We start from the raw sequence: 23244 nt of genomic DNA, 5'->3' as shown, positions 1-23244 counted from the left end.
GGTGATGGGGTTTTGCATTCTTTGATTTCTTCTGATGATGTATGGGTATTATGGGGGTTTATTGCGGTGTGGGCGGCAGTGAGCATCGGGCTGGAGCAGCGCTTTAAGTGGGCGTCTGCTGTGTCGGGCGCTATTATCGCCCTTGCAGGTGCTATGGTGTTTACAAATGTAGGAGTGCTTCCTGTTGAGTCGCCCGTGTATGACACTGTGTGGTCTTATGTGGTACCGCTGGCGATACCACTTTTATTGTTTCAGATCAATGTTAGGCAAATTTTTAAGGAAAGCAGGCGTTTGCTGTTTATTTTTCTGATTAGCTCCGTTGGAACAGTGCTTGGCAGTATCCTGGCTTTTTTTCTACTCAAACAGCATATTCCTTACTTAGATAAAATCGGTGGGATGATCAGCGCCTCTTATATCGGCGGCGGGGTCAACTTTGCGGCGATGGCGGCAAAATTTGAGACGCCTGGTGAATATGTGTCGGCTACCGTTGTGGCTGATAATTTTATGATGGCGCTTTTGTTTTTTATTTTAATCAGCATTCCTGCACTCAAATGGTTTCAGCGGCATTATGCCATGCCGTTTGAAGAGAAGGTAAAAGCCGATGGAAACAGCGGAAACAGTGCTGAAAGCTATTGGAAACGGAAGGATATTTCCTTAAAGGATATCGCTTTTAATGCCGGTGCCGCTTTCGCGCTTGTTGCGGTTAGTATGAAGGTTTCCGGTTATTTTAAAAGCATTTTTTCTCATCCCCTGCTGACCGGTACGCTTGGCGATCAGTACCTGGTTCTTACGTCTTTAACTGTTCTTATCATTTTTCTTTTCCCGCGTTTTTTTGAAAGGCTCAATGGATCTCAGGAGCTTGGAACCTTTTTGATTTATTTGTTTTTTGTGGTGATCGGCATTCCTGCAGATCTCCGCTTAATCGTCACGAATGCGCCTCTTATTCTATTATTCGTGTTTATCATTGCGATTAGCAATTTAGCGGTTTCCTTAGCTGCCGGAAAATTGTTCCGTGTGCGGCTTGAAGAAATTCTGCTCGCCGTCAACGCTACTGTCGGGGGACCGACGACTGCGGCTGCGATGGCAATTGCCAAGGGATGGCGGGAGCTTGTCGCCCCGATCATGCTTGTCGGTACGCTCGGCTACTTAATCGGCAACTATGTTGGCACTTTTATGGGAAATTGGTTTTCTTCCTTCTTATAAAAAGGATATTTGCATTTCCCTGAGAATAATGTAAGAGGAATGCTGACATGAGAACGGAGAGATCACTATATGTTAAAAGGAAAAACCATTTATGTTAGACCTTTAGAAGTAACGGATGCCGAAGAAAATCTGGGGCTGCAAAGCGAAAATCGAGATTTTTTCGAACAGTTTTCTATGATACGCGCAGACGATTACTATACGGTTGAGGGGCAAAGAAAACGAATAACCGAGTATCAGGAAAGACTTGAGAAAGATGAAGAATATCATTTTGGCATCTTTACAGCGTCAGACGATAGATTAATCGGGACGGTTTCGCTCTTTCAAATCATCCGTGGCGCGCTGCAAACTGCGTTCATCGGGTATTTTTTAGACAAAGCCCATAATGGAAAGGGCATTATGACAGAGGCAGTCAGATTGGTTGTTGATTATGCGTTCCACGAATTGAAACTGCATCGGATTGAAGCCGGTGTGATGCCCCGTAATCTCGGGTCCATGCGTGTTTTAGAAAAAGCGGGATTTCATAAAGAAGGCATCGCCCGAAAAAATGTAAAAATTAATGGCGTTTGGGAGGATCATCAAGTCCTCGCGATTCTGAATCCTGATGACGAACAATAATAAAAGAAGCCGGACTATCCCCGGCTTCTTTTTTAACGAACCGAAACTGGAGCAATTTCTTTCAGCGCTTGTTCGAAATCGTGTTCTAAATCGTCTGCATGTTCGACGCCGACACTCAGACGGAGCAGGCCATCAGTGATACCGCGTTTTTCACGCTCTTCCTTAGGCATTGCCGCATGAGACATCGTTGCCGGATAGGACAAAATCGATTCCACGGCGCCAAGGCTGACAGCGAAGACTGGGAGTGACACATTCTCGACTAACTTCTTAACGGCCTCTTTGCTTTCAAGCTCAAAAGATAGCACGGCGCCCGCTCCCGTTGACTGGCTTTTATGGGTTTCAGCGCCGGGATGATCAGCCAGTCCCGGATAATACACGCGCTTGACCGCCGGGTGCTTCTGGAAAAATTCCGCAAGCCGCTGAGCTGTTTGACTCGCTTTCTCTAAACGGACCTGCAATGTTTTTAATCCGCGCAGGACAAGCCAGCAATCTTGCACGCCAAGGACGGCGCCGAACGCGTTTTGTAGCTTATACAGCTGCTTCCCAAGCTCTTCATCTTTGACAGCAGCCAAACCTGAGAGCACATCGCTGTGTCCGCTTAAGAATTTTGTCGCGCTGTGAAGTACAATATCCACGCCGAGATCAAGCGGACGCTGCAGTGCCGGCGTCATGAATGTATTGTCCAGAAAGGTCAGGCAGCCGTTTTCTTTTGCAAGCTGAACAACTGCTTTAATATCCGTAATCCCAAGTGTCGGATTTGATGGCGTCTCCATATAAATGACCTTTGTGTTCGGCTTGATGCTCCGCGCCACTTCATTACGATCCGTCATGTCGACAAACGTATGCTCAATGCCAAACCGGGTCAGCACCTCTGTCACCATACGGAAGGTTCCGCCGTATACATCTTCTGTCACAAGAACGTGATCACCCTGTGACAGCAGTAAAAATGCTGTTGAGATGGCAGCCATGCCTGAACTGAAAGCAAATCCTCTTGTTCCGCCTTCCAGTGCGGCAATTGTTTCTTCGAGAGCTGTTCTTGTCGGCGTGCCAGAGCGGCTGTAATCATATGCCCCGAACTCTTCAAATGAAGATTGGTGAAAAGTCGAGGCGTGCTGAATCGGTACACTGACTGCCCCGGTTCCGCCGTCTGTTTTAAATGGATTGTGCACGAGCTGGGTTTCCAGCGTCCAATTGTGTTTACTCAAATGAAACAGCTCCCTCTTTGACCTGACATAATGCCTGTTTTAGATCCTCTTTTAAATCTTCCGCATGTTCAATACCGACAGAAAAGCGCAGCAACCGATTGCACACCCCGTTTGCGATGCGGATCTCTTCAGGAATATCCATGTGCGTCTGGGTCGCAGGGTATGTAATAAAGCTTTCCACCCCGCCGAGGCTTTCTGCAAAACAAATGGTCTTCAGTGCTTTTAAAAACGGATTGACCCATTCTTCTTTTTGCAGACGGAAGGACAGCATGCCGCCTTTTCCGGGATACAGCACATCCGAAATTTCTTCCTGCTCTTCTAAAAACGCCGCAAGCTCCTGCGCGTTTGCCTGATGCTGGCGCATTCTGAGGCTCAGCGTCTTCATTCCTCTCATCAGAAGCCACGAATCAAATGGCGGCAGGACGGCGCCGATTGCATTTTGATGCTGAAACATTTCCTCTCCGAGCCGCTCATCCTTCACCACGACAAGTCCAGCAAGCAGATCGTTATGCCCGCCTAAATACTTGGTTGCGCTGTGAATGACAATGTCAGCTCCCAGCTCAAGCGGCCGCTGCAAGACCGGTGTATAAAATGTATTATCTACGATCAGCAGAAGACCGTGCTCCTTTGTAATCCGGGCAATATGTTCAATGTCCGCCTCCTGCATGAGGGGGTTTGTCGGCGTTTCCACAAACACCGCTTTTGTATTCGGCGTAATCTTAGAGCGTAAACAGTCCTCATCGCTGAAATCATCATAATGAAAAGTCAATCCGTATTTTTTCCATTCATTTTCAAATAAACGGTACGTGCCGCCATATAGGTCCGATGAAACGATCAGTTCATCTCCGCTTTTAAACAGCGCCATAATCGTTTGGATAGCAGCCATTCCCGAACTAAAGGCAAGCCCTCTCGCGCCGTTTTCTAAGTTAGCGATCGCGTCCTCAACAAGCTGGCGTGTCGGATTTTTTGTGCGGACATAATCAAATCCGGTAGATTCTCCGATCCCTCTGTGGCGGTATGCTGTTGATAAATAGATAGGAGCACTCACTGTTCCCGTGACTTCATCGCTACGGTTCCCAATTTGAGCTAATTTCGTTTCAACGTGCTGTGACATATAGCTGACACCTTCCCTTTTCAAAATAAAAACCCCTTCTTCATAAGAAGAAGGGGTTTAACGCTTCTTCTTATCTTCCAAGCATAAAAAACGCTTGCTGGATTTAGCACCTTGGCGCTTTGCAAATGCAAAACAAGCCGGTTGCTGAGGTTTCTAAGGGCCAGTCCCTCCACCTCTCACGATAAGAAATATCGATTTCAATTTTCTGATTGTTTTATATTAGCGCAATTCACAGTTTATTTCAACACTTTTTTCTTCGTGTGCCGAACCGTTTAAAGAGAGAAATTTCTAATAATTCATGGTACAATAATTGAAAATGCAAGAAAGTATAGTGATGTCCTGGAGGAATGTTTTTATGGCACCGAAAAACGGCACAGTGCAAGAAAAGAAATTCTTTTCAAAAGAGCTTAACGAGGAAATGACCTTGCTTGTTTATCTGCCGTCCAACTACTCCCCGCTTTATAAATACCATGTCATTATCGCGCAGGACGGCCACGATTATTTCAGGCTGGGGAGAATCGGCAGACAGGTTGAGGAATTGCTGTCGAAACGCGAAATAGACCGGAGCATTATTATCGGTGTTCCCTATAAGGATGTAAAAGAGCGCAGAAACACTTATCATCCGGAGGGTTCAAAATTTTCGGCTTATAAACGGTTCATCGCCCATGAGCTCGTTCCTTTTGCAGATGATGAGTATCCAACCTATCAGATCGGTTACGGCCGAACGCTGATCGGTGATTCGCTCGGAGCAACCGTGTCACTTATGACAGCGCTTGATTATCCGAATATGTTTGGCAACATCATCATGCAGTCTCCCTATGTTGACAAACACGTACTAGAAGCCGTAAAACAGTCAGACGATATCAAACACCTCTCTATTTATCACCAAATCGGAACAAAAGAAACTGACGTCCACACGACAGACGGGAACATTCTGGACTTTACAGAACCGAACCGGGAGCTGAAACAGCTGCTGGAGAAAAAGCTTTCCGATTATGATTTCGAGCCATTTGACGGAGACCACAAATGGACATACTGGCAGCCGCTCATCACCCCGGCGCTGAAAAAAATGCTTTAACACTCTATCATACTTTATTTCCAGGAGGGACATAATATGAAATACGGAATCGTTTTATTTCCATCAAAAAAGCTCCAAGACCTTGCAAACTCTTACAGAAAGCGCTATGACCCAAGCTACTCTCTAATCCCGCCTCATTTGACGCTGAGAGCATCCTTTGAATGCGCGGAGGAGAAAGCGGATCAGCTCGTATCACATTTAAGAAACATCGCAAAAGAGTCCCACCCACTCGTTCTCAAAATGACAAAATACAGCTCATTTGCGCCTGTCAATAATGTCATTTACATCAAAGCAGAACCGACGGAAGAGTTAAAAACACTCAATGAAAAGCTATACACCGGTGTGTTGGCAGGAGAACAGGAATATAATTTCGTTCCGCATGTGACGGTCGGCCAAAATCTTTCCGACGATGAGCATTCAGATGTGCTGGGACAATTAAAAATGCAGGAAGTGTCGCATGAAGAAATCGTTGACCGTTTCCACTTGCTCTACCAGTTGGAAAACGGATCGTGGACAGTATATGAAACCTTCTTGCTAGGCAGAGGAGAATAATGTTTGAAAGCAGTTATCGCAAAAAATGAAGAACAACTGAAAGATGCATTCTATGTAAGAGAAGAAGTCTTTGTCAAAGAACAAAACGTGCCTGCTGAAGAAGAAATTGACGAACTTGAAAATGAGTCAGAGCATATCGTCGTGTATGACGGTGAAAAGCCTGTCGGTGCCGGAAGATGGCGCATGAAGGACGGCTACGGCAAGTTAGAGCGGATTTGCGTACTGAAAAGCCACCGCTCAGCCGGTGTCGGCGGCATCATTATGAAAGCGCTCGAAAAAGCCGCGGCAGACGGAGGCGCTTCCGGTTTCATTTTAAACGCGCAAACACAGGCTGTGCCGTTTTACAAGAAACACGGGTATCGCGTGCTTTCTGAAAAAGAATTCCTCGATGCCGGCATTCCGCACTTACAAATGATGAAGGACTGAACGCATCCGGATCTTTTGAGATCCGGATTTTTACTGCATATAAAAAAACCGTTCTCTGGTATGAACGGTTTTTTATACATATCGATTAATATATGTCCCCATTCCTTTTTCTCGCAATCTCTTATAAAGAGAGCGCTTACGTTTCATCTCGTTTACTTTTCTTTCAGCTGCCGTTTGATTCTCCTGCTGCTTTTCCAGTTCTTTGTATACCCGCTGAAACGGGACATAGCTGATTTTTTCGGTTCCGGCATAATCCTGCTTATGTCCAATCGTTCTATTAGCATATTGAGCGTATTGCTGGTTCTGAATTTGACCTGCATATATCATACAATACCCACCCCTCTGCTGTCTCTTTTCCCTTAAACTTACTTTTTGAAACACATTTCTTTTGATATGATAGTCATTGTCTGTAATGAACACCTTTTGATTGGGAGGACCCCTTTTTGAAATGCGCCCGACTGAATGATAGAATCATACATTTACATACATATTCGAGAGAACATTATCAATTCCTCTTTGAAGAGGGAATAAAAGGACATTTATTTTGTTCTCATTGCGGAAAGCCCGTTTTGTTACGGCTTAACATCGCCGATCCGCCAGAGTTTATCCATCGCCAGCCAGGCGATTTTCCGGCATGTGAGGAGGCGTGCGAACCGAAGCCCTCTAAAGAGGGGAAAAAAGAAGATGATCAGGAATCTGGTGTCATTCGTTTACCCAAGGGAAAAGCGATCGCCGCTGACCCGTCCCCAGCTGTTACAGAATGGCACCGTCCTAGAAGCATTAAACCAGGAACACCATTTGTGCCAAAAACAATAGAACCCGATACGAGCCTTTTTCCGTCTGTCGGTTTAAACACGGATCAGCTGAAAGCTGTCACGGAAACAGAGGGCCCGCTCCTCGTGCTTGCAGGTGCGGGGAGCGGAAAAACACGGGTACTGACAGCCCGTGCCGCCCACATGATCGAACACTTAGGCATACCGCCTGAAAATATGCTGCTTGTCACCTTTACAACAAAAGCTGTCGCTGAAATGAAAGAGCGTATGGCGAACCAGTACGGATTACAGCCGGCAAAAGTCAGAAGAATTGTGACAGGAACATTCCACAGTCTGTTTTATAAGATCTTGTATCACTCTAATTCTGCTAAATGGAACGGTGAGCATCTGCTGAAAATGGAGTGGCAGCGGGAACAATATATCAAAAAAGCACTCTATGAAGAAGGCATCGATGAGAAAGAATCCCCAGTTGACCAAGCCCTGCAGCAGATCGGTTTTTGGAAAAACACTTATGTCCCAAATGAACGCATCCCTCTAAAAGATGAGTGGGAAAAACAAGTTTATCGTTTATATGAACATTATGAACGCCAGAAAAAAGAACACAGCCAATTTGATTTTGATGACATGGCTTCAGCCTGCTATGAATTGTTTATCGAGCGGCCTGACCTTCTGGAACAATATCAATCTCGGTTTACGTATATCTTAATTGATGAGTTTCAGGACATTAATCCGGTTCAATACAAAATCATGCAAATGCTCGCCAGCCCGGAGCAAAACCTGTGCTGTGTCGGAGACGATGACCAGTCCATCTACGCGTTTCGCGGAAGCAATCCGTCTTTCATTCTTGATTTTCAAAAGGATTATCCGGGAGCGAAGACGATCTATTTAACTGCGAACTACAGGTCTACGCACCCGATCGTCTCTAGTGCTGATATCGTTGTGAAAAAGAACAAAAACAGATATGCCAAAACGCTTGAAGCGGCCCGCGATGACATTCAGGTCCCTGTGCTGTTTTATCCTTATGATGAAGAGGAAGAAGCCACAATGGTCGTTTCCGATATCAAAGAAAAAATTCAAAATGGAGCCAGTCCAGAAGACTTTGCGGTTCTTTACCGCACAAACAGCGGAGGCCGTGCTATATATGAAAGGCTTCATCAATCGTCAATTCCGTATACAGCTGACCGCGGCGTCCAATCGTTTTACAGCAGACGGATCGTCCGCCAGATTCTCGCCTACTTGTACGCCAGCCAAAATGAGGATGACACCGAGGCGATTAAACACTTGCTTCCCGCCTTGTTTTTAAAACAGTCCGCTTTGAATACGCTGAAGGCGCTCTCGATTACAGAGGACTGTACCATGATCAAAGCGCTGGCCAAATTGCCTGATCTGAAGCCATTCCAGCTGGACAAAATCAAGAAAATCGTACCGTTTTTTGCAAGCCTCCGCACAATGAAACCCGTAGAAGCCATCACCTTTGCAGAAGGAAAAATGGGCTTCTCCGAGTATTTAAAAAAGCGGGGCAATGAGGGCAACAAGCTGGAAAAAGGCTCTGATGACCTGCGCGACATCAAGGTTGTCGCCAAGAAGTTCAAAACGATTCCTGACTTTCTTGCCCACGTAGACCATATGAGGGCCGCTGAGAAAAACAGAACGGATGAACATGGCGTTCAGCTGATGACCATTCACCGGTCAAAAGGCCTTGAATTCAAAACAGTCTACGTGTTAGGCACTGTAGATGGCTCGATTCCGCACGATTTCTCATTAGAAACGGCAAGAAAAGGAGACGAGGCCGCTCTTGAGGAGGAAAGACGCCTTTTATATGTAGCCATGACCCGGGCGAAACAGCATTTATATTTGTCTTGCCCTGCTAACAGGCGCGGCAAAACAGCCAACCGCTCAAGATTTTTGTATCCCCTGCTACAGAAAGCAAGACAGCCCTTGCATCATTAACAGCCCGGCAGATTACTGCCGGGTTTTTACTGTAAAAAAAGGCCCGCTGCAGTGAGTCAGCCAGGCCATCCACTTATTTATTATCCATCATTTTAGAAATCGTGCCAAAATCAAGCTTTTCTTTTCCGCTTGTAATAGATTCCACAATTTTATCTTCTAATTCTTTTGGCACGCGTCTGTTTGCCATCTGCGCTACGCGGTTAATCACACTGCGCACTGTATTTTCATCTTTAAAATTAGCGTTTTGGAGTGATCCGGCAAGATTCATTACATCCTGCATCTTCACACCTGTTTTCTTTTCGATGTTCTTAAAAAATTGATTATCCATAATGCGCCTCCTTTTGGCGGAGTAATACGGTATTGTATGAATGCACATAATACAATGTGCTTTTCCAACATTTTTAAAAATAAACACAAGGCAAGGAAGTACGGGTTATAACCCGTACTTCCTCAATACATCTTAAAAGAAAGATGCACCTACGATGATGAGGAGAATGAATAATACGACCAACAAAACAAATGTTGAACCATAGCCGCCGCCGTAACCGCCAGCATAACCGCCATAACAGCCGCCGCCGTAGCCGCCGCCGAATCCGTATCCAAAGCCCATAGATAAGCACCTCCTTTACTCTCTATACACTATGTGAGCTGCTGGGATCGGCTTGGATATTCGCATAGGGCGTTTGCGGATTTACGATTGATCATATTGAGCTTGATGTTTTTTAAGTAAGGCCTCCGTTTTTTCAGCCAGCTCTTCAATCTCATCTTCAAATTCCAGACCGGCTTTATCAAATGCATCCAAGTCTTTTCTGATACTGCCCATCGTGTCTTCATGCTCTTTTTGCTTTTGTTCATGTGGTTCATATCTTCCTTCTATCCATTTTTCAAACTCATTCACTTTTATCCCCCCGCTTATGATATATGCTGAGCGAGACCGCCTCGTTAAAAAAACAAAAAACCGGAGTTCTCCGGTTTCTTTGCCAGGCTATTGAGGCTTTTTCTTTTTATTTCCGCACCCGCAGCCTTTCTTTTTTATCTTTTTTGATTGATACGATGAATCTGTATATGGAGATTTTTGGGAAGGTTTATGATGCTGATTCATTTTTGTCCCCTTCCTTTCCTTATGTCATATATGCTACTTTATGCGTATTCTGACAGAAAGTTGCTGGTGGTAACGCCTTATTCTTGCAGCCATTTTGATACGAGCGTTTCTATAATGCCGGCAAGGCCGGCGATCGCCAAAAGTAAAATCAGCCACTGCGCCGCTTGCGGGATCACCGCCTGGCATAAAATCAAAAAGCCGGCACACCACACGCCTGTGCACCAATAGCAGCTCAGCAATTCACCAATAAACGCCCTGACACCGGTTCCCTTAATCACGATATAGGTTTCAATGTTCCCGTCCGCATCCTTTTCTTCCTTCTCTTCATGAAACAGACTGCGAAGCGGCGCCATAATCGTGTCAAACACCAGCAGGCGGGCGAGCCGAAAGACCGCAAGCGATAGAAGAACAATTGTCAGCCCATTTATAACCACTCGTTCACTCCTTTGCCAATCATGATCCCTTCACATATATGCCAAAACCCTATTCTTCATGAATTGTATCTTGTCCGGCAGAAAATTGGTTATTTTTATTATTCCGCTCTGCACCCCATTTGCATTATATAGAGTATGGATAAGAAAGGAGTGAAGGTTATGTCATTTGAAGAAAAAGTCGAATCCCTGCACCCTGCAATATTTGAGCAATTATCAAGCGAATTCGAACAGCAGATCGAAGTGATTGATTGCGAAAATATCACAATTGACACGTCACATATAACAGCTGCCCTTTCTATACAAGCCTTTGTGACAACCATGATTATCGTGGCGACTCAGCTCGTCATCGCCGACGAGGATTTGGCTGACGCAGTGGCAAGTGAAATTCTTATTCTCGATAGCTCCCAAATCAAAAAAAGAACCATCATTAAAATTATCAACAGCCGCAACATCAAAATTACTTTGTCTGCCGACGAGATAATAACCTTTGTACAAATCTTGCTTCAGGTGTTAAACAGCATTCTTAGTGAACTTGACGTCCTTTAACCCTTTCTTTTCACAAACTTAAAAGACGAGGTGAAAACAAATGTCAGATAACGATAAATTCAAAGAAGAGCTTGCAAAGCTTCCAGAAGTTGATCCAATGACGAAAATGCTGGTCCAAAATATATTTTCTAAACATGGGGTCACAAAAGACAAAATGAAAAAAGTATCAGACGAAGAAAAAGAAATGCTCTTAAATCTTGTAAAAGACTTACAAGCTAAATCACAAGCGCTAATAGAAAACCAAAAGAAGAAAAAAGAAGAAGCAGCCGCACAAGAGCAAAAGAACACAAAACCGTTAAGCCGCAGAGAGCAGCTCATTGAACAGATCAGACAAAGACGGAAAAACGATAACAATTAGCCAATCATAAAAAATAGGGTTCTTCATCAGGATATATGACTCAGTCAAAATAAGAGGCTCGCTCATTTAATAACAGTAAAAGAAAAGGAGGAATAGATATGGAAAGCAGACCATATTCTTGGGTTGCACTTGATCCTGACTGTGACCATCCGTTAGATGACAAAGAGAAAGATAAAGAAAAACACGAAAGAAAATGTCATTGCGACGTTTGCTGTAATGGCAATGGTTTTTTTGGCAACGACAACGCCTTCATCGACCAAGATCTAGCTCAAGCAAATCTCAACAAACAAGTTTCAGATGAAACGATTATTATTAGAGATTCTTGTGACATCAATGTTACATCTACAGACGTTCAAGCCGTAACATCAGTTGTAACAGCACTTAATGCCGCTGTCGTAACGGCAACTCTGACATCAATTGCAGACGGCGTAATTGCCGAATTAGTCGCACAAGATTTGTTACAGCTTACAGCTAACAAACAAGTAAACCGCCAAAAACTTCTCATCGAATGTTCCCGCGGCGTAAACGTCACAACAGTAGATGCCGATATCGCAACCCTTATTTCTACAGCAACAAATACACTCGTAGCCATCCTAGTTATCACTCTTGTCCTCTAGGACCTAAAAGCAGAGCTAAAAACGCTCTGCTTTTTCTTATTTTCCAAGCATATGATGAATATATAGACGTTCACCCACACCAAGTGGGGCACGGGTACATATGTTGTTAAGGACTAAAGTCAAATACCCTATAAAGAAGGAGCTGAAATCAATGAGCTGCGGAAAAACCCATGGCCGGCATGAGAACTGTGTATGCGATGCAGTGGAAAAGATTTTAGCAGAGCAGGAGGCAGTTGAAGAACAGTGTCCGACTGGCTGCTATACCAACCTTTTAAACCCTACGATTGCTGGAAAAGACACAATTCCGTTTCTCGTTTTTGATAAAAAAGGCGGATTGTTCTCCACATTCGGAAACGTAGGGGGATTTGTGGATGATATGCAATGCTTTGAATCCATTTTCTTCCGCGTCGAAAAATTATGCGATTGCTGTGCAACACTGTCTATTTTACGCCCGGTCGATGTCAAAGGCGATACCTTAAGTGTTTGCCACCCTTGCGACCCGGATTTCTTCGGGCTAGAAAAAACAGATTTCTGCATTGAAGTGGATCTCGGATGCTTCTGCGCGATTCAGTGCCTGTCACCAGAGCTAGTTGACAGAACATCGCCTCACAAAGATAAAAAGCATCATCACAATGGATAAACACTTGTAAAGAGGAATCCCCTTCCAAACTCTATTACAGGTGCAAATCATTCAGCTGCTTCCAGCGTGAGGCAGCTGACTCTCCATCATTTCGCCAGTCTCAAATTTATAAGGCAGGAGGGATAATATGAGCCAGAAAACATCAAGCTGCGTGCGTGAAGCTGTAGAAAATATTGAAGATCTGCAAAACGCTGTTGAAGAAGACTGCCCGACCGGCTGCCACTCTAAGCTTTTATCTGTAAGCCATTCGTTAGGCGACACAGTGCCTTTTGCAATATTTACATCAAAATCAACGCCATTAGTCGCCTTCGGAAATGTCGGCGAACTCGATAACGGCCCTTGCTTTAATACAGTATTTTTCAGGGTCGAAAGAGTGCATGGAAGCTGTGCAACACTGTCATTATTAATCGCATTTGACGAACACAAACACATTTTGGACTTCACCGATAAAGATACGGTGTGTGAAGTGTTCCGACTCGAAAAAACGAACTACTGTATTGAAGTTGACTTAGACTGCTTCTGCGCAATCAACTGCTTAAATCCTCGATTAATCAATCGTACACATCATCATTAATCATAAGCTGGAAAAGCTTGCAGGCCTGCAGGCTTTTCTCTATGTAAAAAAAGCTGTCCGGCAACATCAGCCGGGCAGCTTTTTTCTTTTTCGTTAAAAACCGAGCGGGTGCAAAGAGGTAATATCATCGATTGCCAGTTCGGTTGGGGCTCCGTTTCCGGTTGTTCGAAGCAGGACGGAATCATTTCTTCTTCCGACAATCACGCCCCTGTACGTTCTTCCATTGGCTTCAATCAAACAAAGCGCTCTCGGCATGTTATGAGGCAGCTTTGTTAAAAAATCAATTTTTTCGTGGATCGTCATCTTGCTCATCGGTTTTTTCACTTTTCGTGCCGGCGGTGCTTTTTCCTCCGCTTTATCAGCACTATGGACAGCTTCCGGTTCTTTCTCAGGCTTCCGGGCCTCAAGTGCAGGCTCTTCCTTTTTTTCTGCTTTCGGGGGCTCGTGTTCAACGGTTTCTTCTACGGCCTGCGGCTCTGCCTTCTGTTCCTCTTGGCTTTTTATGTTCTCTGGCTCTCTCGCCTCTTGTGTTTGCTGACTCACTGGTTCGGCTGCAGGCTTTTGGTCTTCTTGCAGGACATCCTGTGCCACGGCTTCCTCCTGCTGCTTCTCATGGTAAGCCGGCTTTTCCTCAGCTTTTGGCGGAGCGGGTTTGTCGGCCTTTCTTTTGATGACAATCTCCTGCATGGATGACCTTGTAGTTTCTGCATAATCCGGCTGAACAATATACATGAGCGGTTTTTTATCCGCGTTTCTTTTCTTATTAGACATCTTCATCCCTCCGATTGTGTCATATTCTATCTATATGACAGAAAGCTGAAAATCAGAAGAAATAAAAAAGCAATCCCTATTCGGGATTGCTTGATATAGATCCTGCTTAGCGGGCAGTGATATGGAAACCAGAATCAACGTGAAGATTTTCACCTGTAATCCCGCGGGACATATCGCTGAACAAGAACGCAGCTGTATCGCCCACTTCTTCAGGTGTTGTCGTGCGGCGAAGCGGTGCACGCTCTTCGATGTCTTTTAAGATAGAGTTGAAATCGCTGATGCCTTTAGCAGATAATGTTCTGATCGGGCCGGCAGAAATGCTGTTGACGCGGATATTTTCTTTTCCTAAGTCAGCAGCTAAATATTTCACACTTGCATCAAGAGAAGCTTTTGCTACACCCATGACGTTGTAGTTTGGCATCACAAGCTCTCCGCCAAGGTACGTCAAAGTGACAATGCTTCCGCCTTCAGTCATCATCGGACGTGCCGCTTTGACAACAGCAGTCAGAGAATATGAGCTGATGTTATGAGCCAAAAGGAAGCCGTCACGATTTGTGTTTAAGTACTCGCCGACAAGCTCTTCTTTGTTGGCAAACGCGATACAATGCGCGATACCGTGGATTACACCGACCTGCTCCTTAATGCTTGCGAAGCAAGTTTCGATTTCTGCGTCGTTTGTAACATCGCAAGGGAGGATGATGGAATCGTTGCGGTCTAATGTTCCGGCAAGCTCGTGAACGGATTTCTCCAGGCGTTCACCAGCGTATGTGAAAATCAAACGTGCACCCGCTTCATGTAAAGAACGCGCAATGCCCCAGGCGATGCTGCGTTTGTTGGCTACCCCCATCACAACAATGTTACGGCCTTCAAGTGAAAAATTCATATGTATAAAGCCTCCTATATTTAATAAAGACATAGTATTAGTACCTGATCTTAATTCCTATCATATCATAACCTTGTCCAGATGAAAAGCGCATACCGTAGCAAACGCAAAAGAGATCACCATCAGCTGGTGATCTCATCGGCTTGTATTTAAGCTGTTTCGTTTAAAAGCGAAATGGTTTGTCGGCCCGTGTCCCGATCCGATGCCGAGCGTATTTTCCACCGCTTCACGGACAAAGTTGGCCGCAACCTCAAATGCCTGATGGATGCTGTCTCCTTTAGCCGTTTGGGCCGTTAAAGCCGCAGCAAAGGTGCAGCCTGTGCCATGCGTATGCTTCGTATTGATATAAGGATGGGTGATTTGCATAAACATGCTGCCATCAAAAAGAAGGTCAGTAATGTGATTGTCCTCAGGCTGGTGCCCGCCTTTGATAATGACATGCTGCGCACCCATCTTGACGAGCTGCTCCGCTGCTTTTTTCCGGTCATCCAGCGAGCTGATTGTCATTCCTGTCAGCGTTTCTGCTTCCGGGACATTCGGCGTAATCGCGTAGCTTCTTGGAATGAGCAACTCCTTTAAGGTGGCAACTGACTCATCACGCAGCAAGGATGCCCCGCCCTTTGCGATCATAACCGGATCAACAATTACACGATTGAATCCGTACTCGTCAATTTTTCTTGCCACTTCTTCAATCATGTCGGCATTCCAGAGCATTCCCGTCTTAACTGCATCCGGTCTCAAATCCTCAGCAACAGCGTCAATTTGCTGTCTCAACGTCTCTACAGTCAGCGGATGCACCCCGTGAACGCCAAGCGTATTTTGAGCGGTTACCGCCGTAATCGCAGACATTCCGAATACATCAAGCTCTTGAAAGGTTTTAATATCAGCCTGTATCCCTGCGCCGCCGCCTGAATCTGATCCGGCGATTGTCAATGCTTTATATATACTCATTACACTACACTCCTTTTATTACCCAATCCATTTATGATAAATGGATTTTGCCCGGGCAATATCATTTGTTCCATGGATCAAAGCTCTGCCGTCCCGGAACAGCACCATTTTCATATCATCCGAGCGGCAGGAAATTAAATACGGGTTCGCAGCTACTTCAAGCCCGGCCTGCCTCAGCTGACCGGCAAGCGCTTCAAGATCCGCTTCTTTCGTAATAGATGATCTGATCTGCACCGTGTTCCTGCCGCACAATACAGCCGCTTTTGTTTGATTTTCATAAGACAAAAACGGAAAATCCTTTGTGCCGCAGCTTGGGCATGCGTCATGTTTGAGACTGGCCGCTCTCACTTCTGACCGCTCGTTTTTCCACAAATCAAAGGAGCGCAGCACCGGCTCGCACTCCTCTCCCGTCAGCAGTTTCAGTGCATCTGTTACCTGAAAGACTGCTACCTGCAAAACAGCCGGACTGATGATGCCAGCTGTGTCACATGTTGCTCCGCCAATCGGAAGTGCATCGAGCAAGCAATGCAGGCAAGGAGTAGAACCCGGCACCACGGTAAAGGTAAGACCGTAGCTCCCTACACAGGCACCGTAAAGAAAAGGAATCCCTTCCTTTACCGCAGCATCATTTACGATCAGGCGGGTTTCAAAATTATCAGCCGCATCCACAATAATCGATGCATCCCTAATCAGCTCGAAGATATTTTCTGCTGTCACATCCATGACAAGGCCGGTCACATCAACATCGCTGTTAATCGAACGGAGACGGCGCTCCGCAGCGGCTGCTTTCGGCATTTCTTTTTTGACATCATCTTCTGTATAAAGCTGCTGGCGCTGGAGGTTGCTCCATTCAACATAATCTCTGTCGGCAATTTTCACAGAGCCGACTCCCGCTCTCACCAGCATTTCTGCACTGGCTGTTCCGAGCGCGCCGGCGCCGATAATCACGGCGCGCGCTTCTTTCAATTTTTTCTGGCCGGATGGGCCGATCGGAGCAAACAGCTCCTGCCTTGAATACCTGCCTGTCATACAGGAAGACCTTCTCCCGGACTGCTTGCCGTTCCGTATTGCTTAAGCGGGATTCGGCCCGCCTCATAAGAAAGGCGCCCTGCTTCCACTGCGAGCTTCATGGCACGAGCCATTTTCACGGGATCGTCAGCGCCAGATACAGCCGTATTGAGCAGTACGCCATCCGCTCCAAGCTCCATTGCGTATGCCGCATCTTTAGGCGAGCCGATTCCCGCATCCACGATGACCGGTACTTTCGCCTGTTCAATAATAAACGACAGATTCAAAGGATTTAAGATTCCTTGTCCTGATCCAATCGGAGATGCACCCGGCATGATGGCATGAACGCCGAGCTCTTCCAGCTTTCTCGCCAGCACAACGTCATCCGACGTGTACGGGAGCACAATAAAGCCTTCTTCAAGAAGCTGTTCAGACGCTTTTAATGTCTCAACAGGGTCAGGCAGCAAGGAACGGCTGCATCCGATGACTTCAACTTTAATCATGTCACAAAGGCCTGAAGCTTTCGCCAGCCTTGCAATCCGAACCGCTTCTTCAGCAGTACTGGCGCCCGCTGTATTCGGCAAAAGCGTATATTTGGATAAATCAAGCTGTTCCAGAAAATTCGGCTGAGATGCTTCAAAAATGTTCATTCTCCTTACAGCAAATGTTAAAATATCAGACTCAGAAACAGCTACTGCTTCCTTTTGAATGTCAAACGATGGGTATTTCCCCGTGCCCAGCAGCAATCTTGATTGAAATGATTTTCCGCCAATTGTTAACATGCTCATCCGCCTCCTACAAAATGGACAATTTCAATGACATCACGATCACAAAGCTCAACCTCGTGATAGCGTTCTTTCCCGATTATTTCTTTATTTCTTTCCACGATAACGATTTTATTTTCAAGCTGATACGACGCCAGCAGGTCTTGAATTGTACCTGTGTCTTTTTTCCACTTCACGTCTTTACCGTTCAGCTGTAGCATCATATCTGAACCGCCTCCTTGCGATCAATTCGGAATGCGTGCAGCCAGTCTTGGTTGACCTCTTTATTCATGATGAGATCACTGATCAAAGCGCCCGTTGCGGGAGCAAGCAGGATCCCGTTTCTGAAATGGCCAGCCGCAAATAAAATACGGCTGTCCTCAGGATGTCTGCCGATGTACGGTTTTCCATCCTTTGTTCCCGGACGGAGTCCCGCCCAAAAACGATCCACCTTCATATTCTGTATAGCCGGCAGCATCGTTTTTGCTTTTTTCATAACAGATTCCAATCCGCCAAGATCCGGTGTTTCACTCCAGTCCCCCGGCTTCATTGTCGCGCCGACAACCAGTCTTCCGCTTTTTCTCGGTACGATATAGCAGTGATCATGGTAAAGCGTTTTTGTCAGCGGGATATCATCATTCCAAACGGACAGGCACTCCCCTTTTACAGGGAGAAAAGCATTGTTCAGTCCAAGCTGTTTAAAAAACATTCCGCTCCACACCCCGCTGGCAACGACAACATGATTAGCCCATACGTCTCCGCTAGGGGTCTTGATGAACAGGGCTTCACCGTCACGTTCGACATGCAGGACGGGCGTATGCTCAAAAATCTCCGCCCCAAGCATTTTTGCTGCTTTCACATATGCCTTGCAAACAAAATAAGGCTCCACATGCACATCATCCTGAATAAAAGATGCACCAAAGATGTCACCAGACGCATACGGCTCTTTTTCTAACACCTCTTCTTTTGAATACCAGCTGACAGAGTCCAAATCGTCCATCTGTCTCAGCTGCAGCACATCTTCTTCAGAAAATGCAAGCTTAAACATACCGCCGTTATGCTGCCTGATATCCACACCGGATAATGCATAAAGCTCTTCTCCAAGACCTTTGTACAGACGCTGACTGTGCATAGCGAAATCAAAAAACGCGTCACGTTCCTCGCATTCGGCATGGGCGCCCAGCATTCCGGCAGCGGCACTTGTCGTTCTGCCGCCCATTGTTCCGCTTTCAAACAATGCGGTGTTTTTGTTTTCCTTTGCCAAATAATAAGCAATTGCGGAACCGATAATTCCGCCTCCAATCACCACTGCTTCATAATGCCTTTTCATAGCGCATCTCCTTTAGCTTGCGGGAATATCGTCTGGCTGCTTCCAAAGGTTCAGCGGAAGAGAAAATTCCTGACATAACAGCAATGCCGTCTGCCCCTGCTTGTTTTACGTCTCTTAACCTGTCCGGCGTCATCCCCCCGATGGCTATAACCGGGATGGAAATCCGCTGTTTGATATCTGACAGCAAAGATACTCCTCTGCCTTCAAGACCCTTTTTGCAATCCGTTTCAAACACATGGCCGAACAGCACGTAGTCCGCGTCTTCCTTTTCTGCTTGAACCGCTTCCTCCAGTGAATGCACCGACCTCCCGATATGAAGGTGTGGAAATCTGGCTCTGATCTGCTTCGGTGAAAAGCTGCCGCTTGGCAGCTGCACGCGGTGAATAGTAGAGAAAAGTGCAATATCCACGCGCCCGTTCATCACCAATTTTCGTTTATCTATACCGCCTTCAAAAATAAGATCGAGCAGTTTCAAAATATCCGCCGCCGATTTTGAGCGTTCCCGAATGTGAATAAAATCAACTTCATTCTGAATCGTAATGATGATTCTCGCTAGCTCTTCTACCGGCTTGCTGTCATCCGTTATGGCGTGAAGCTCCACATTCCTCCACCTCTTTTATGGCGCTGTCAGACCAGCCTTCTTTTCGATAGGCCATTCCCCAAAATTGATATTCATAGTAGCTGGAGATGACAAAATTCTCTTTCATCTTGGCACGCACTTCCTCCGTGCTGTTTTCCGCCAGCTCATCAAAGCGGTTGATTTGCTCCTCGACCTGTTGTCTAAACCAATCACCGCCATATGTGCCAATCCACTTCTGATAAATTGGATGCCCCGGATCACAATGCAGCAATTTCTCACCAACCTCGTAATAGAGCCAATAGCATGGCAGCAGGGCCGCTAAGATTTCTGCGAAATTCCCGCTCAAAACCGAACGGTACATATGGGATGTATAAGAGTACGCCGTAGGAGACGGCTTAAACGCCTTACGCTCTTCCTCGCTGATTTCCAACAGCTCGGCAAACTCGCGATGAAGCGCCATTTCCGCCTCATATGTACCTTGGGCATGGCTTGCCATCCGCCCCGTTGTATAAAGATCCTTCGCATAAGCGGCACCAAATGACTGCACCTTTGCAAAATGCGTTAAATAATAGGAATCCTGAAGTACGTAGTATTTAAAACGGTCAATCGGAAGCGTTCCGTCACCGATTCCTTGAACGAACGGATGGACAAAGCTCCCCTCCCACCATTCTGCGGCTGCACTGCGGCATTCTTCTGAAAACTTCACAAATCATTCCCCCTCTGAAAATAAAAAAACCACTTTCCCGCAAGGAAAAGTGGTTTGGAATTGGCATAGTAAAATAACACAAATACCGCTCCACTTCCCTACGCAGGTCTGAACCTGTTCAAGTTATGAGGGTCTAAAAGTCACACTTTTATCTCAGCCCTTATGAAGGACACCCCTAGTGGTTAAACGAATACATATTGAATTGTTCTGCACCTCTATATTAACACGAATCCTTATTTGGTCAAGATTTATCCTTCCAATGTTTTCTTAAGATCCGTTACGTACCCCCGAGATCCGGTGACAATTAAACGGTCTCCAAGTTTCAGCCTCGTATCCCCATGAGGAACGATGCTGTCCACACCTCTGAAGATCCTGACAAAGATGACGTCACCTGTTAAAGGGAATTCCCGTAAAATGACACCATCATATTTACTGTTCTCCATATTAATTTGATACAGCGAAGACTCTTGGTTCGTGAGCAGCTTCATGACGCCAGGCGCTTCAATCAGTGCGCGAAGCAGCGTTTTTGTCGACAGCAGAATAGAAAAGATGCTGATTCCCTGCTCCTTCAGAGCTGCTTCATGCTCCGGTGATCCTACGCTTGCAATGACTCTTTCTGTGCCTTTATCTTTTGCAAGTAATGCAATGTCTGCATTCATATCTTCATTTCCTGTCGCCACAACGAGGATATCCGTTTCAAAAATGCCGAGTGATTCAAGCGTCTCGTGTTCATAGTCAGAAATTGTTTCAACAGCAAACACTGATTCTGACAGCTTTTCCTCCGCATTCTCTTGGTAGACGTGTACAACACGCACGTCATACTCTTCCTCTGGCAATTCGAGTGTGACAGGCAAAGTCATTTGATTGGCGCCAATGAACGTAATCGTCTTTTTCTCCTCCGGCTGCTCTTCCCGTTTGTATAATTTTTTAAAACAGATCGGCGTAAAAATACTTGCAATGACGGCTACTAAAATTAGCGCTCCTGACATATTTGTACTGATCACGTGAAGCTGCTGGCCGATTGTTGCAGCAGCAATCACGAGCGAAAGCGTTGATGTCAGCAGGAAACCAGACGCGAAAATGGTTCGGTTATCATACCACTTCTTTAAGTACATGACAGGAATGATTTTGCTGACTAACAGCGCAAGCAGCAGGAGCGGAATCATGATTAAAATTGTTTTATCCTGGAAAAGAGTCCAAATATCAAGCTTCACACCGACCATCACGAAGAAAATCGGTATTAAGAACCCATAACCGAATGAGTCCAGCTGCTGAACAAGTTCTTTGTTTGGCGAAAGCAGGGAAACAAGAACCCCCGCTAAGAAAGCGCCGAGAATATTTTCCGCCCCAAGTGATTCAGACAGGGCAACGAGTACAATGATTAACGTAAAAATGGCACGCGTCCCGATCTGGATCGTCCCTTTTGACATGGATTGAACAAAAGAGCGATGTTTGAAGACCCGGCCGAAAAAGTAAAGCACCACTCCGGCCGCAAACAGAATCATCAGGAGCCACATGTTTCCGCTGTCCTCTCCGTATAAAGAAGAAAAAACAGCAAGAAGAATCATCGTGGCCAAATCAGCAATAACAGCAACAAGCAAAATAATCTGCCCGATATTCGAATTCATGATCCGTTCTTCTTTTAATGTTGGAACGACAACGCCTAATGAAATCGTTGAAATAATCAGGGTCATCAAAAATGCATTTTGGATAAATCCGGCCAAGACGAACCCATAGGACAAGAGCAATGATAAAATAAAAATACCGACGAAAATAACAGATGCCGCAGCAAACGTATTCGGCGCTTCCTTGCCATTCGGCAGGAACTGCTTTTTCTTTCCTTTCTCAAACGACGAAAAATCAATTTCAAGCCCGCTTAAAAACATTAAAAAGATAAATCCGAGCATAGAGAGTGTCTGGAGCCAGGTGTCACCCTCCACAACTAAATTAAGGCCGCTTTTCCCAATTATCAGCCCCATAATGATTTCAGCAACAACAACCGGGATGCTGAGTTTAAACCGATGCAAAAGGATGGGTGTCAAAAATGCAACGATAAGTACAACAACTAAAGATGCGACAGATGTATGCGCCATAATCAGAACCTCCTTTTTAAGTCAGGGTTATGCTAGTTCTCACTCAGAGAACAAAACCTCATTTTTAAAAAACATAACGCGATTTTAACAAGGGTGATGATGAAAAATAAAGTGATAAGGTCTTAATCCTGTTTAGAAAATGATTCTTCTTCTATAATTTGCACATAAAAGCTTGTGATGACTCACAACACTTTGCTTCATAATAAATAAAACAATCGGTAAGGAGGAGACCGCATGGCTTACGATATCATCAGCGATATTCATGGCTGCTATGACGAAATGACTGCATTAATCCAAAAGCTTGGCTATACAATCAAAAATGGAGTACCTGTCCATGAAGAAGGCAGGGTGCTTGTTTTTGCCGGAGATTTAACTGACAGAGGGCCCAAATCGATAGAGGTCATCCGATTTGTAGCCGGCGCTTACGAAAAAGGCGCTGTGCGTTATGTCCCGGGAAACCATTGCAATAAATTATATCGTTACTTAAAAGGAAATCCGGTAAAAGTGATGCATGGTCTCGAAACAACAGCGGCAGAGCTTGAGGAACTTTCCAAAGATGAGAAAAAATCAGTCAGCGAACAGTTTATGAAGCTGTACGAAACAGCGCCGCTTTACGACATCTTACATAATGGAGAATTAGTTGTCGCCCATGCTGGCATAAGAGCTGACGATATCGGCAAATATACCCGCAGAGTGAAGGACTTTGTGCTTTACGGTGACGTGACGGGTGAAACATATCCGGACGGCAGACCCATCAGGCGTGATTGGGCGGCAGCCTATAACGGAAAGGCTTGGGTGGTATACGGTCATACACCTGTGAAAGAGCCTCGGAAGGTCAATCGCACCATCAACATTGATACAGGCTGCGTGTTCGGAAATCAACTGACAGGCTTTCGCTTTCCAGAAATAGAAACCGTCTCTGTTCCAAGCTCCCTGCCTTACGACGAATCAAGATTTCGCCCCATATAAAA

Annotated in this window: 29 protein-coding genes and 2 riboswitches; of the genes, 12 read left to right on the top strand and 17 right to left on the bottom strand. The window is 45.6% G+C overall.

Translation table 11 applies throughout. The features are described from left to right. The first annotated feature begins 12 nt into the window (after positions 1 to 12). Positions 13 to 1203: a DUF819 domain-containing protein gene (locus NST22_RS06440; protein ID WP_009967022.1), complete on the top strand. Its 1191-nt coding sequence runs from the start codon at positions 13 to 15 to the stop codon at positions 1201 to 1203. 69 nt (positions 1204 to 1272) lie between these two features. Further along, a complete protein-coding gene (locus NST22_RS06435; protein ID WP_003245116.1) occupies positions 1273 to 1818 on the top strand; it encodes a GNAT family protein in 546 nt (181 codons plus the stop codon). 32 nt (positions 1819 to 1850) lie between these two features. On the opposite strand, the gene metC is transcribed toward NST22_RS06435, so the two are convergent. Next, positions 1851 to 3023, bottom strand: a complete 1173-nt coding sequence (metC, locus tag NST22_RS06430; protein ID WP_003244787.1) for a cystathionine beta-lyase — start codon at positions 3021 to 3023, stop codon at positions 1851 to 1853. Beyond that, positions 3016 to 4137: a cystathionine gamma-synthase/O-acetylhomoserine thiolyase gene (gene metI, locus NST22_RS06425; protein ID WP_003232857.1), complete on the bottom strand. Its 1122-nt coding sequence runs from the start codon at positions 4135 to 4137 to the stop codon at positions 3016 to 3018. Before metI ends, metC begins: the two co-directional genes overlap by 8 nt. A 67-nt stretch (positions 4138 to 4204) precedes the next feature. After that, a riboswitch (SAM riboswitch) is annotated at positions 4205 to 4325 on the bottom strand. Between the two features lie 167 nt (positions 4326 to 4492). Here metI and NST22_RS06420 point away from each other — a divergent pair. The 3 genes from NST22_RS06420 to NST22_RS06410 are packed head-to-tail and all read left to right on the top strand — an operon-like array spanning position 4493 to position 6193. Beyond that, positions 4493 to 5215, top strand: coding sequence for an esterase family protein (locus NST22_RS06420; RefSeq protein WP_003245358.1), 723 nt, complete (start codon positions 4493 to 4495; stop codon positions 5213 to 5215). A gap of 36 nt (positions 5216 to 5251) precedes the next feature. Continuing rightward, positions 5252 to 5767 (top strand): YjcG family protein, encoded by a 516-nt coding sequence (locus NST22_RS06415; protein WP_003232861.1) that lies wholly within the window; start codon positions 5252 to 5254, stop codon positions 5765 to 5767. A 3-nt stretch (positions 5768 to 5770) separates the two neighbouring features. Continuing rightward, a complete protein-coding gene (locus NST22_RS06410) occupies positions 5771 to 6193 on the top strand; it encodes a GNAT family N-acetyltransferase (RefSeq protein WP_003245407.1) in 423 nt (140 codons plus the stop codon). A gap of 72 nt (positions 6194 to 6265) precedes the next feature. Here the strand turns inward: NST22_RS06410 and NST22_RS06405 are convergent, their stop codons facing one another. After that, entirely contained in the window at positions 6266 to 6520 is a 255-nt protein-coding gene (locus tag NST22_RS06405) for a hypothetical protein (protein WP_003232866.1), read from the bottom strand. Positions 6521 to 6636: 116 nt separating this feature from the next. On the opposite strand from NST22_RS06405, the gene NST22_RS06400 reads away from it, so the two are divergent. Further along, entirely contained in the window at positions 6637 to 8916 is a 2280-nt protein-coding gene (locus tag NST22_RS06400) for an ATP-dependent helicase (RefSeq protein ID WP_003245380.1), read from the top strand. Between the two features lie 73 nt (positions 8917 to 8989). Here the strand turns inward: NST22_RS06400 and spoVIF are convergent, their stop codons facing one another. The 4 genes from spoVIF to yjcA form a co-directional block, all read right to left on the bottom strand. Continuing rightward, on the bottom strand, positions 8990 to 9244 hold the full coding sequence (spoVIF, locus tag NST22_RS06395; protein ID WP_003232870.1) for a sporulation-specific transcription regulator SopVIF: 255 nt from the start codon (positions 9242 to 9244) through the stop codon (positions 8990 to 8992). Between the two features lie 132 nt (positions 9245 to 9376). Next, the gene (gene yjcZ, locus NST22_RS06390) at positions 9377 to 9526 is read right to left on the bottom strand and encodes a sporulation protein YjcZ (RefSeq protein ID WP_003232872.1); all 150 of its coding nucleotides are present in this window, start codon (positions 9524 to 9526) and stop codon (positions 9377 to 9379) included. A gap of 81 nt (positions 9527 to 9607) precedes the next feature. Then, the gene (locus NST22_RS06385; RefSeq protein WP_003244769.1) at positions 9608 to 9814 is read right to left on the bottom strand and encodes a hypothetical protein; all 207 of its coding nucleotides are present in this window, start codon (positions 9812 to 9814) and stop codon (positions 9608 to 9610) included. Positions 9815 to 10095: 281 nt separating this feature from the next. Then, positions 10096 to 10452, bottom strand: a complete 357-nt coding sequence (gene yjcA / locus NST22_RS06380; RefSeq protein ID WP_003244844.1) for a sporulation protein YjcA — start codon at positions 10450 to 10452, stop codon at positions 10096 to 10098. 159 nt (positions 10453 to 10611) lie between these two features. Between yjcA and cotV the strand changes: the two genes are divergently transcribed. The 5 genes from cotV (at position 10612) to cotZ (ending at position 13187) form a co-directional block, all read left to right on the top strand. After that, a complete protein-coding gene (cotV, locus tag NST22_RS06375; protein ID WP_003244871.1) occupies positions 10612 to 10998 on the top strand; it encodes a spore coat protein CotV in 387 nt (128 codons plus the stop codon). A gap of 40 nt (positions 10999 to 11038) precedes the next feature. Further along, entirely contained in the window at positions 11039 to 11356 is a 318-nt protein-coding gene (gene cotW, locus NST22_RS06370) for a spore coat protein CotW (RefSeq protein WP_003245818.1), read from the top strand. A 98-nt stretch (positions 11357 to 11454) separates the two neighbouring features. Further along, a complete protein-coding gene (cotX, locus tag NST22_RS06365; RefSeq protein ID WP_003244668.1) occupies positions 11455 to 11973 on the top strand; it encodes a spore coat protein CotX in 519 nt (172 codons plus the stop codon). Between the two features lie 151 nt (positions 11974 to 12124). Next, positions 12125 to 12613 carry a spore coat protein CotY gene (gene cotY / locus NST22_RS06360; RefSeq protein WP_003239243.1) on the top strand — a complete coding sequence of 163 codons (489 nt, stop codon included), beginning with the start codon at positions 12125 to 12127 and terminating at the stop codon, positions 12611 to 12613. 127 nt (positions 12614 to 12740) lie between these two features. Continuing rightward, a complete protein-coding gene (gene cotZ, locus NST22_RS06355) occupies positions 12741 to 13187 on the top strand; it encodes a spore coat protein CotZ (protein WP_003244982.1) in 447 nt (148 codons plus the stop codon). A gap of 93 nt (positions 13188 to 13280) precedes the next feature. On the opposite strand, the gene cotO is transcribed toward cotZ, so the two are convergent. From cotO to NST22_RS06305, 10 genes are all read right to left on the bottom strand, one after another. Then, positions 13281 to 13964: a spore coat protein CotO gene (cotO, locus tag NST22_RS06350; RefSeq protein ID WP_010886484.1), complete on the bottom strand. Its 684-nt coding sequence runs from the start codon at positions 13962 to 13964 to the stop codon at positions 13281 to 13283. A gap of 100 nt (positions 13965 to 14064) precedes the next feature. After that, complete coding sequence (fabI, locus tag NST22_RS06345; RefSeq protein WP_003232896.1) at positions 14065 to 14841, bottom strand: enoyl-ACP reductase FabI; 777 nt, start codon at positions 14839 to 14841, stop codon at positions 14065 to 14067. A gap of 135 nt (positions 14842 to 14976) precedes the next feature. Beyond that, positions 14977 to 15792, bottom strand: coding sequence for a bifunctional hydroxymethylpyrimidine kinase/phosphomethylpyrimidine kinase (gene thiD / locus NST22_RS06340; protein WP_003245050.1), 816 nt, complete (start codon positions 15790 to 15792; stop codon positions 14977 to 14979). Positions 15793 to 15810: 18 nt separating this feature from the next. Then, positions 15811 to 16821: a thiazole biosynthesis adenylyltransferase ThiF gene (gene thiF / locus NST22_RS06335; protein WP_003245868.1), complete on the bottom strand. Its 1011-nt coding sequence runs from the start codon at positions 16819 to 16821 to the stop codon at positions 15811 to 15813. After that, a complete protein-coding gene (gene thiG / locus NST22_RS06330; protein WP_010886483.1) occupies positions 16818 to 17588 on the bottom strand; it encodes a thiazole synthase in 771 nt (256 codons plus the stop codon). The genes thiF and thiG overlap by 4 nt, the downstream gene beginning before the upstream one ends. Beyond that, on the bottom strand, positions 17585 to 17785 hold the full coding sequence (gene thiS / locus NST22_RS06325; RefSeq protein WP_010886482.1) for a sulfur carrier protein ThiS: 201 nt from the start codon (positions 17783 to 17785) through the stop codon (positions 17585 to 17587). Before thiS ends, thiG begins: the two co-directional genes overlap by 4 nt. Further along, positions 17785 to 18894 (bottom strand): glycine oxidase ThiO, encoded by a 1110-nt coding sequence (gene thiO / locus NST22_RS06320; protein WP_003245044.1) that lies wholly within the window; start codon positions 18892 to 18894, stop codon positions 17785 to 17787. The genes thiS and thiO overlap by 1 nt, the downstream gene beginning before the upstream one ends. Next, complete coding sequence (gene tenI / locus NST22_RS06315) at positions 18878 to 19495, bottom strand: thiazole tautomerase TenI (protein ID WP_003232908.1); 618 nt, start codon at positions 19493 to 19495, stop codon at positions 18878 to 18880. The genes thiO and tenI overlap by 17 nt, the downstream gene beginning before the upstream one ends. Further along, entirely contained in the window at positions 19470 to 20180 is a 711-nt protein-coding gene (gene tenA / locus NST22_RS06310; RefSeq protein ID WP_003232909.1) for a thiaminase II, read from the bottom strand. Before tenA ends, tenI begins: the two co-directional genes overlap by 26 nt. A gap of 78 nt (positions 20181 to 20258) precedes the next feature. After that, positions 20259 to 20367: riboswitch (TPP riboswitch) on the bottom strand. A gap of 61 nt (positions 20368 to 20428) precedes the next feature. Next, positions 20429 to 22273, bottom strand: a complete 1845-nt coding sequence (locus tag NST22_RS06305; RefSeq protein ID WP_003232910.1) for a monovalent cation:proton antiporter family protein — start codon at positions 22271 to 22273, stop codon at positions 20429 to 20431. A 234-nt stretch (positions 22274 to 22507) separates the two neighbouring features. Here NST22_RS06305 and prpE point away from each other — a divergent pair, with 234 nt between their 5' ends. Beyond that, positions 22508 to 23242, top strand: coding sequence for a bis(5'-nucleosyl)-tetraphosphatase PrpE (gene prpE, locus NST22_RS06300; protein ID WP_003244765.1), 735 nt, complete (start codon positions 22508 to 22510; stop codon positions 23240 to 23242). The last annotated feature ends 2 nt before the right edge of the window (positions 23243 to 23244 follow it).

The organism is Bacillus sp. PS237 (genome assembly GCF_037963345.1).
GTDB classification, from domain to species: Bacteria; Bacillota; Bacilli; order Bacillales; family Bacillaceae; genus Bacillus; species Bacillus subtilis.
This window is presented reverse-complemented; position numbering and strand designations above follow the sequence as displayed.

Bases quoted from the DNA above. Each gene is read 5' to 3' on its own strand.
- NST22_RS06435 (WP_003245116.1), top strand. From the start codon at position 1,273: ATGTTAAAAGGAAAAACCATTTATGTTAGACCTTTAGAAGTAACGGAT.
- metI (WP_003232857.1), bottom strand. From the start codon at position 4,137: ATGTCACAGCACGTTGAAACGAAATTAGCTCAAATTGGGAACCGTAGC.
- NST22_RS06420 (WP_003245358.1), top strand. From the start codon at position 4,493: ATGGCACCGAAAAACGGCACAGTGCAAGAAAAGAAATTCTTTTCAAAA.
- NST22_RS06415 (WP_003232861.1), top strand. From the start codon at position 5,252: ATGAAATACGGAATCGTTTTATTTCCATCAAAAAAGCTCCAAGACCTT.
- NST22_RS06405 (WP_003232866.1), bottom strand. From the start codon at position 6,520: ATGATATATGCAGGTCAAATTCAGAACCAGCAATACGCTCAATATGCT.
- spoVIF (WP_003232870.1), bottom strand. From the start codon at position 9,244: ATGGATAATCAATTTTTTAAGAACATCGAAAAGAAAACAGGTGTGAAG.
- yjcZ (WP_003232872.1), bottom strand. From the start codon at position 9,526: ATGGGCTTTGGATACGGATTCGGCGGCGGCTACGGCGGCGGCTGTTAT.
- cotV (WP_003244871.1), top strand. From the start codon at position 10,612: ATGTCATTTGAAGAAAAAGTCGAATCCCTGCACCCTGCAATATTTGAG.
- cotW (WP_003245818.1), top strand. From the start codon at position 11,039: ATGTCAGATAACGATAAATTCAAAGAAGAGCTTGCAAAGCTTCCAGAA.
- cotX (WP_003244668.1), top strand. From the start codon at position 11,455: ATGGAAAGCAGACCATATTCTTGGGTTGCACTTGATCCTGACTGTGAC.
- cotY (WP_003239243.1), top strand. From the start codon at position 12,125: ATGAGCTGCGGAAAAACCCATGGCCGGCATGAGAACTGTGTATGCGAT.
- cotZ (WP_003244982.1), top strand. From the start codon at position 12,741: ATGAGCCAGAAAACATCAAGCTGCGTGCGTGAAGCTGTAGAAAATATT.
- cotO (WP_010886484.1), bottom strand. From the start codon at position 13,964: ATGAAGATGTCTAATAAGAAAAGAAACGCGGATAAAAAACCGCTCATG.
- fabI (WP_003232896.1), bottom strand. From the start codon at position 14,841: ATGAATTTTTCACTTGAAGGCCGTAACATTGTTGTGATGGGGGTAGCC.
- thiD (WP_003245050.1), bottom strand. From the start codon at position 15,792: ATGAGTATATATAAAGCATTGACAATCGCCGGATCAGATTCAGGCGGC.
- thiF (WP_003245868.1), bottom strand. From the start codon at position 16,821: ATGACAGGCAGGTATTCAAGGCAGGAGCTGTTTGCTCCGATCGGCCCA.
- thiG (WP_010886483.1), bottom strand. From the start codon at position 17,588: ATGAGCATGTTAACAATTGGCGGAAAATCATTTCAATCAAGATTGCTG.
- thiS (WP_010886482.1), bottom strand. From the start codon at position 17,785: ATGCTACAGCTGAACGGTAAAGACGTGAAGTGGAAAAAAGACACAGGT.
- thiO (WP_003245044.1), bottom strand. From the start codon at position 18,894: ATGAAAAGGCATTATGAAGCAGTGGTGATTGGAGGCGGAATTATCGGT.
- NST22_RS06305 (WP_003232910.1), bottom strand. From the start codon at position 22,273: ATGGCGCATACATCTGTCGCATCTTTAGTTGTTGTACTTATCGTTGCA.
- prpE (WP_003244765.1), top strand. From the start codon at position 22,508: ATGGCTTACGATATCATCAGCGATATTCATGGCTGCTATGACGAAATG.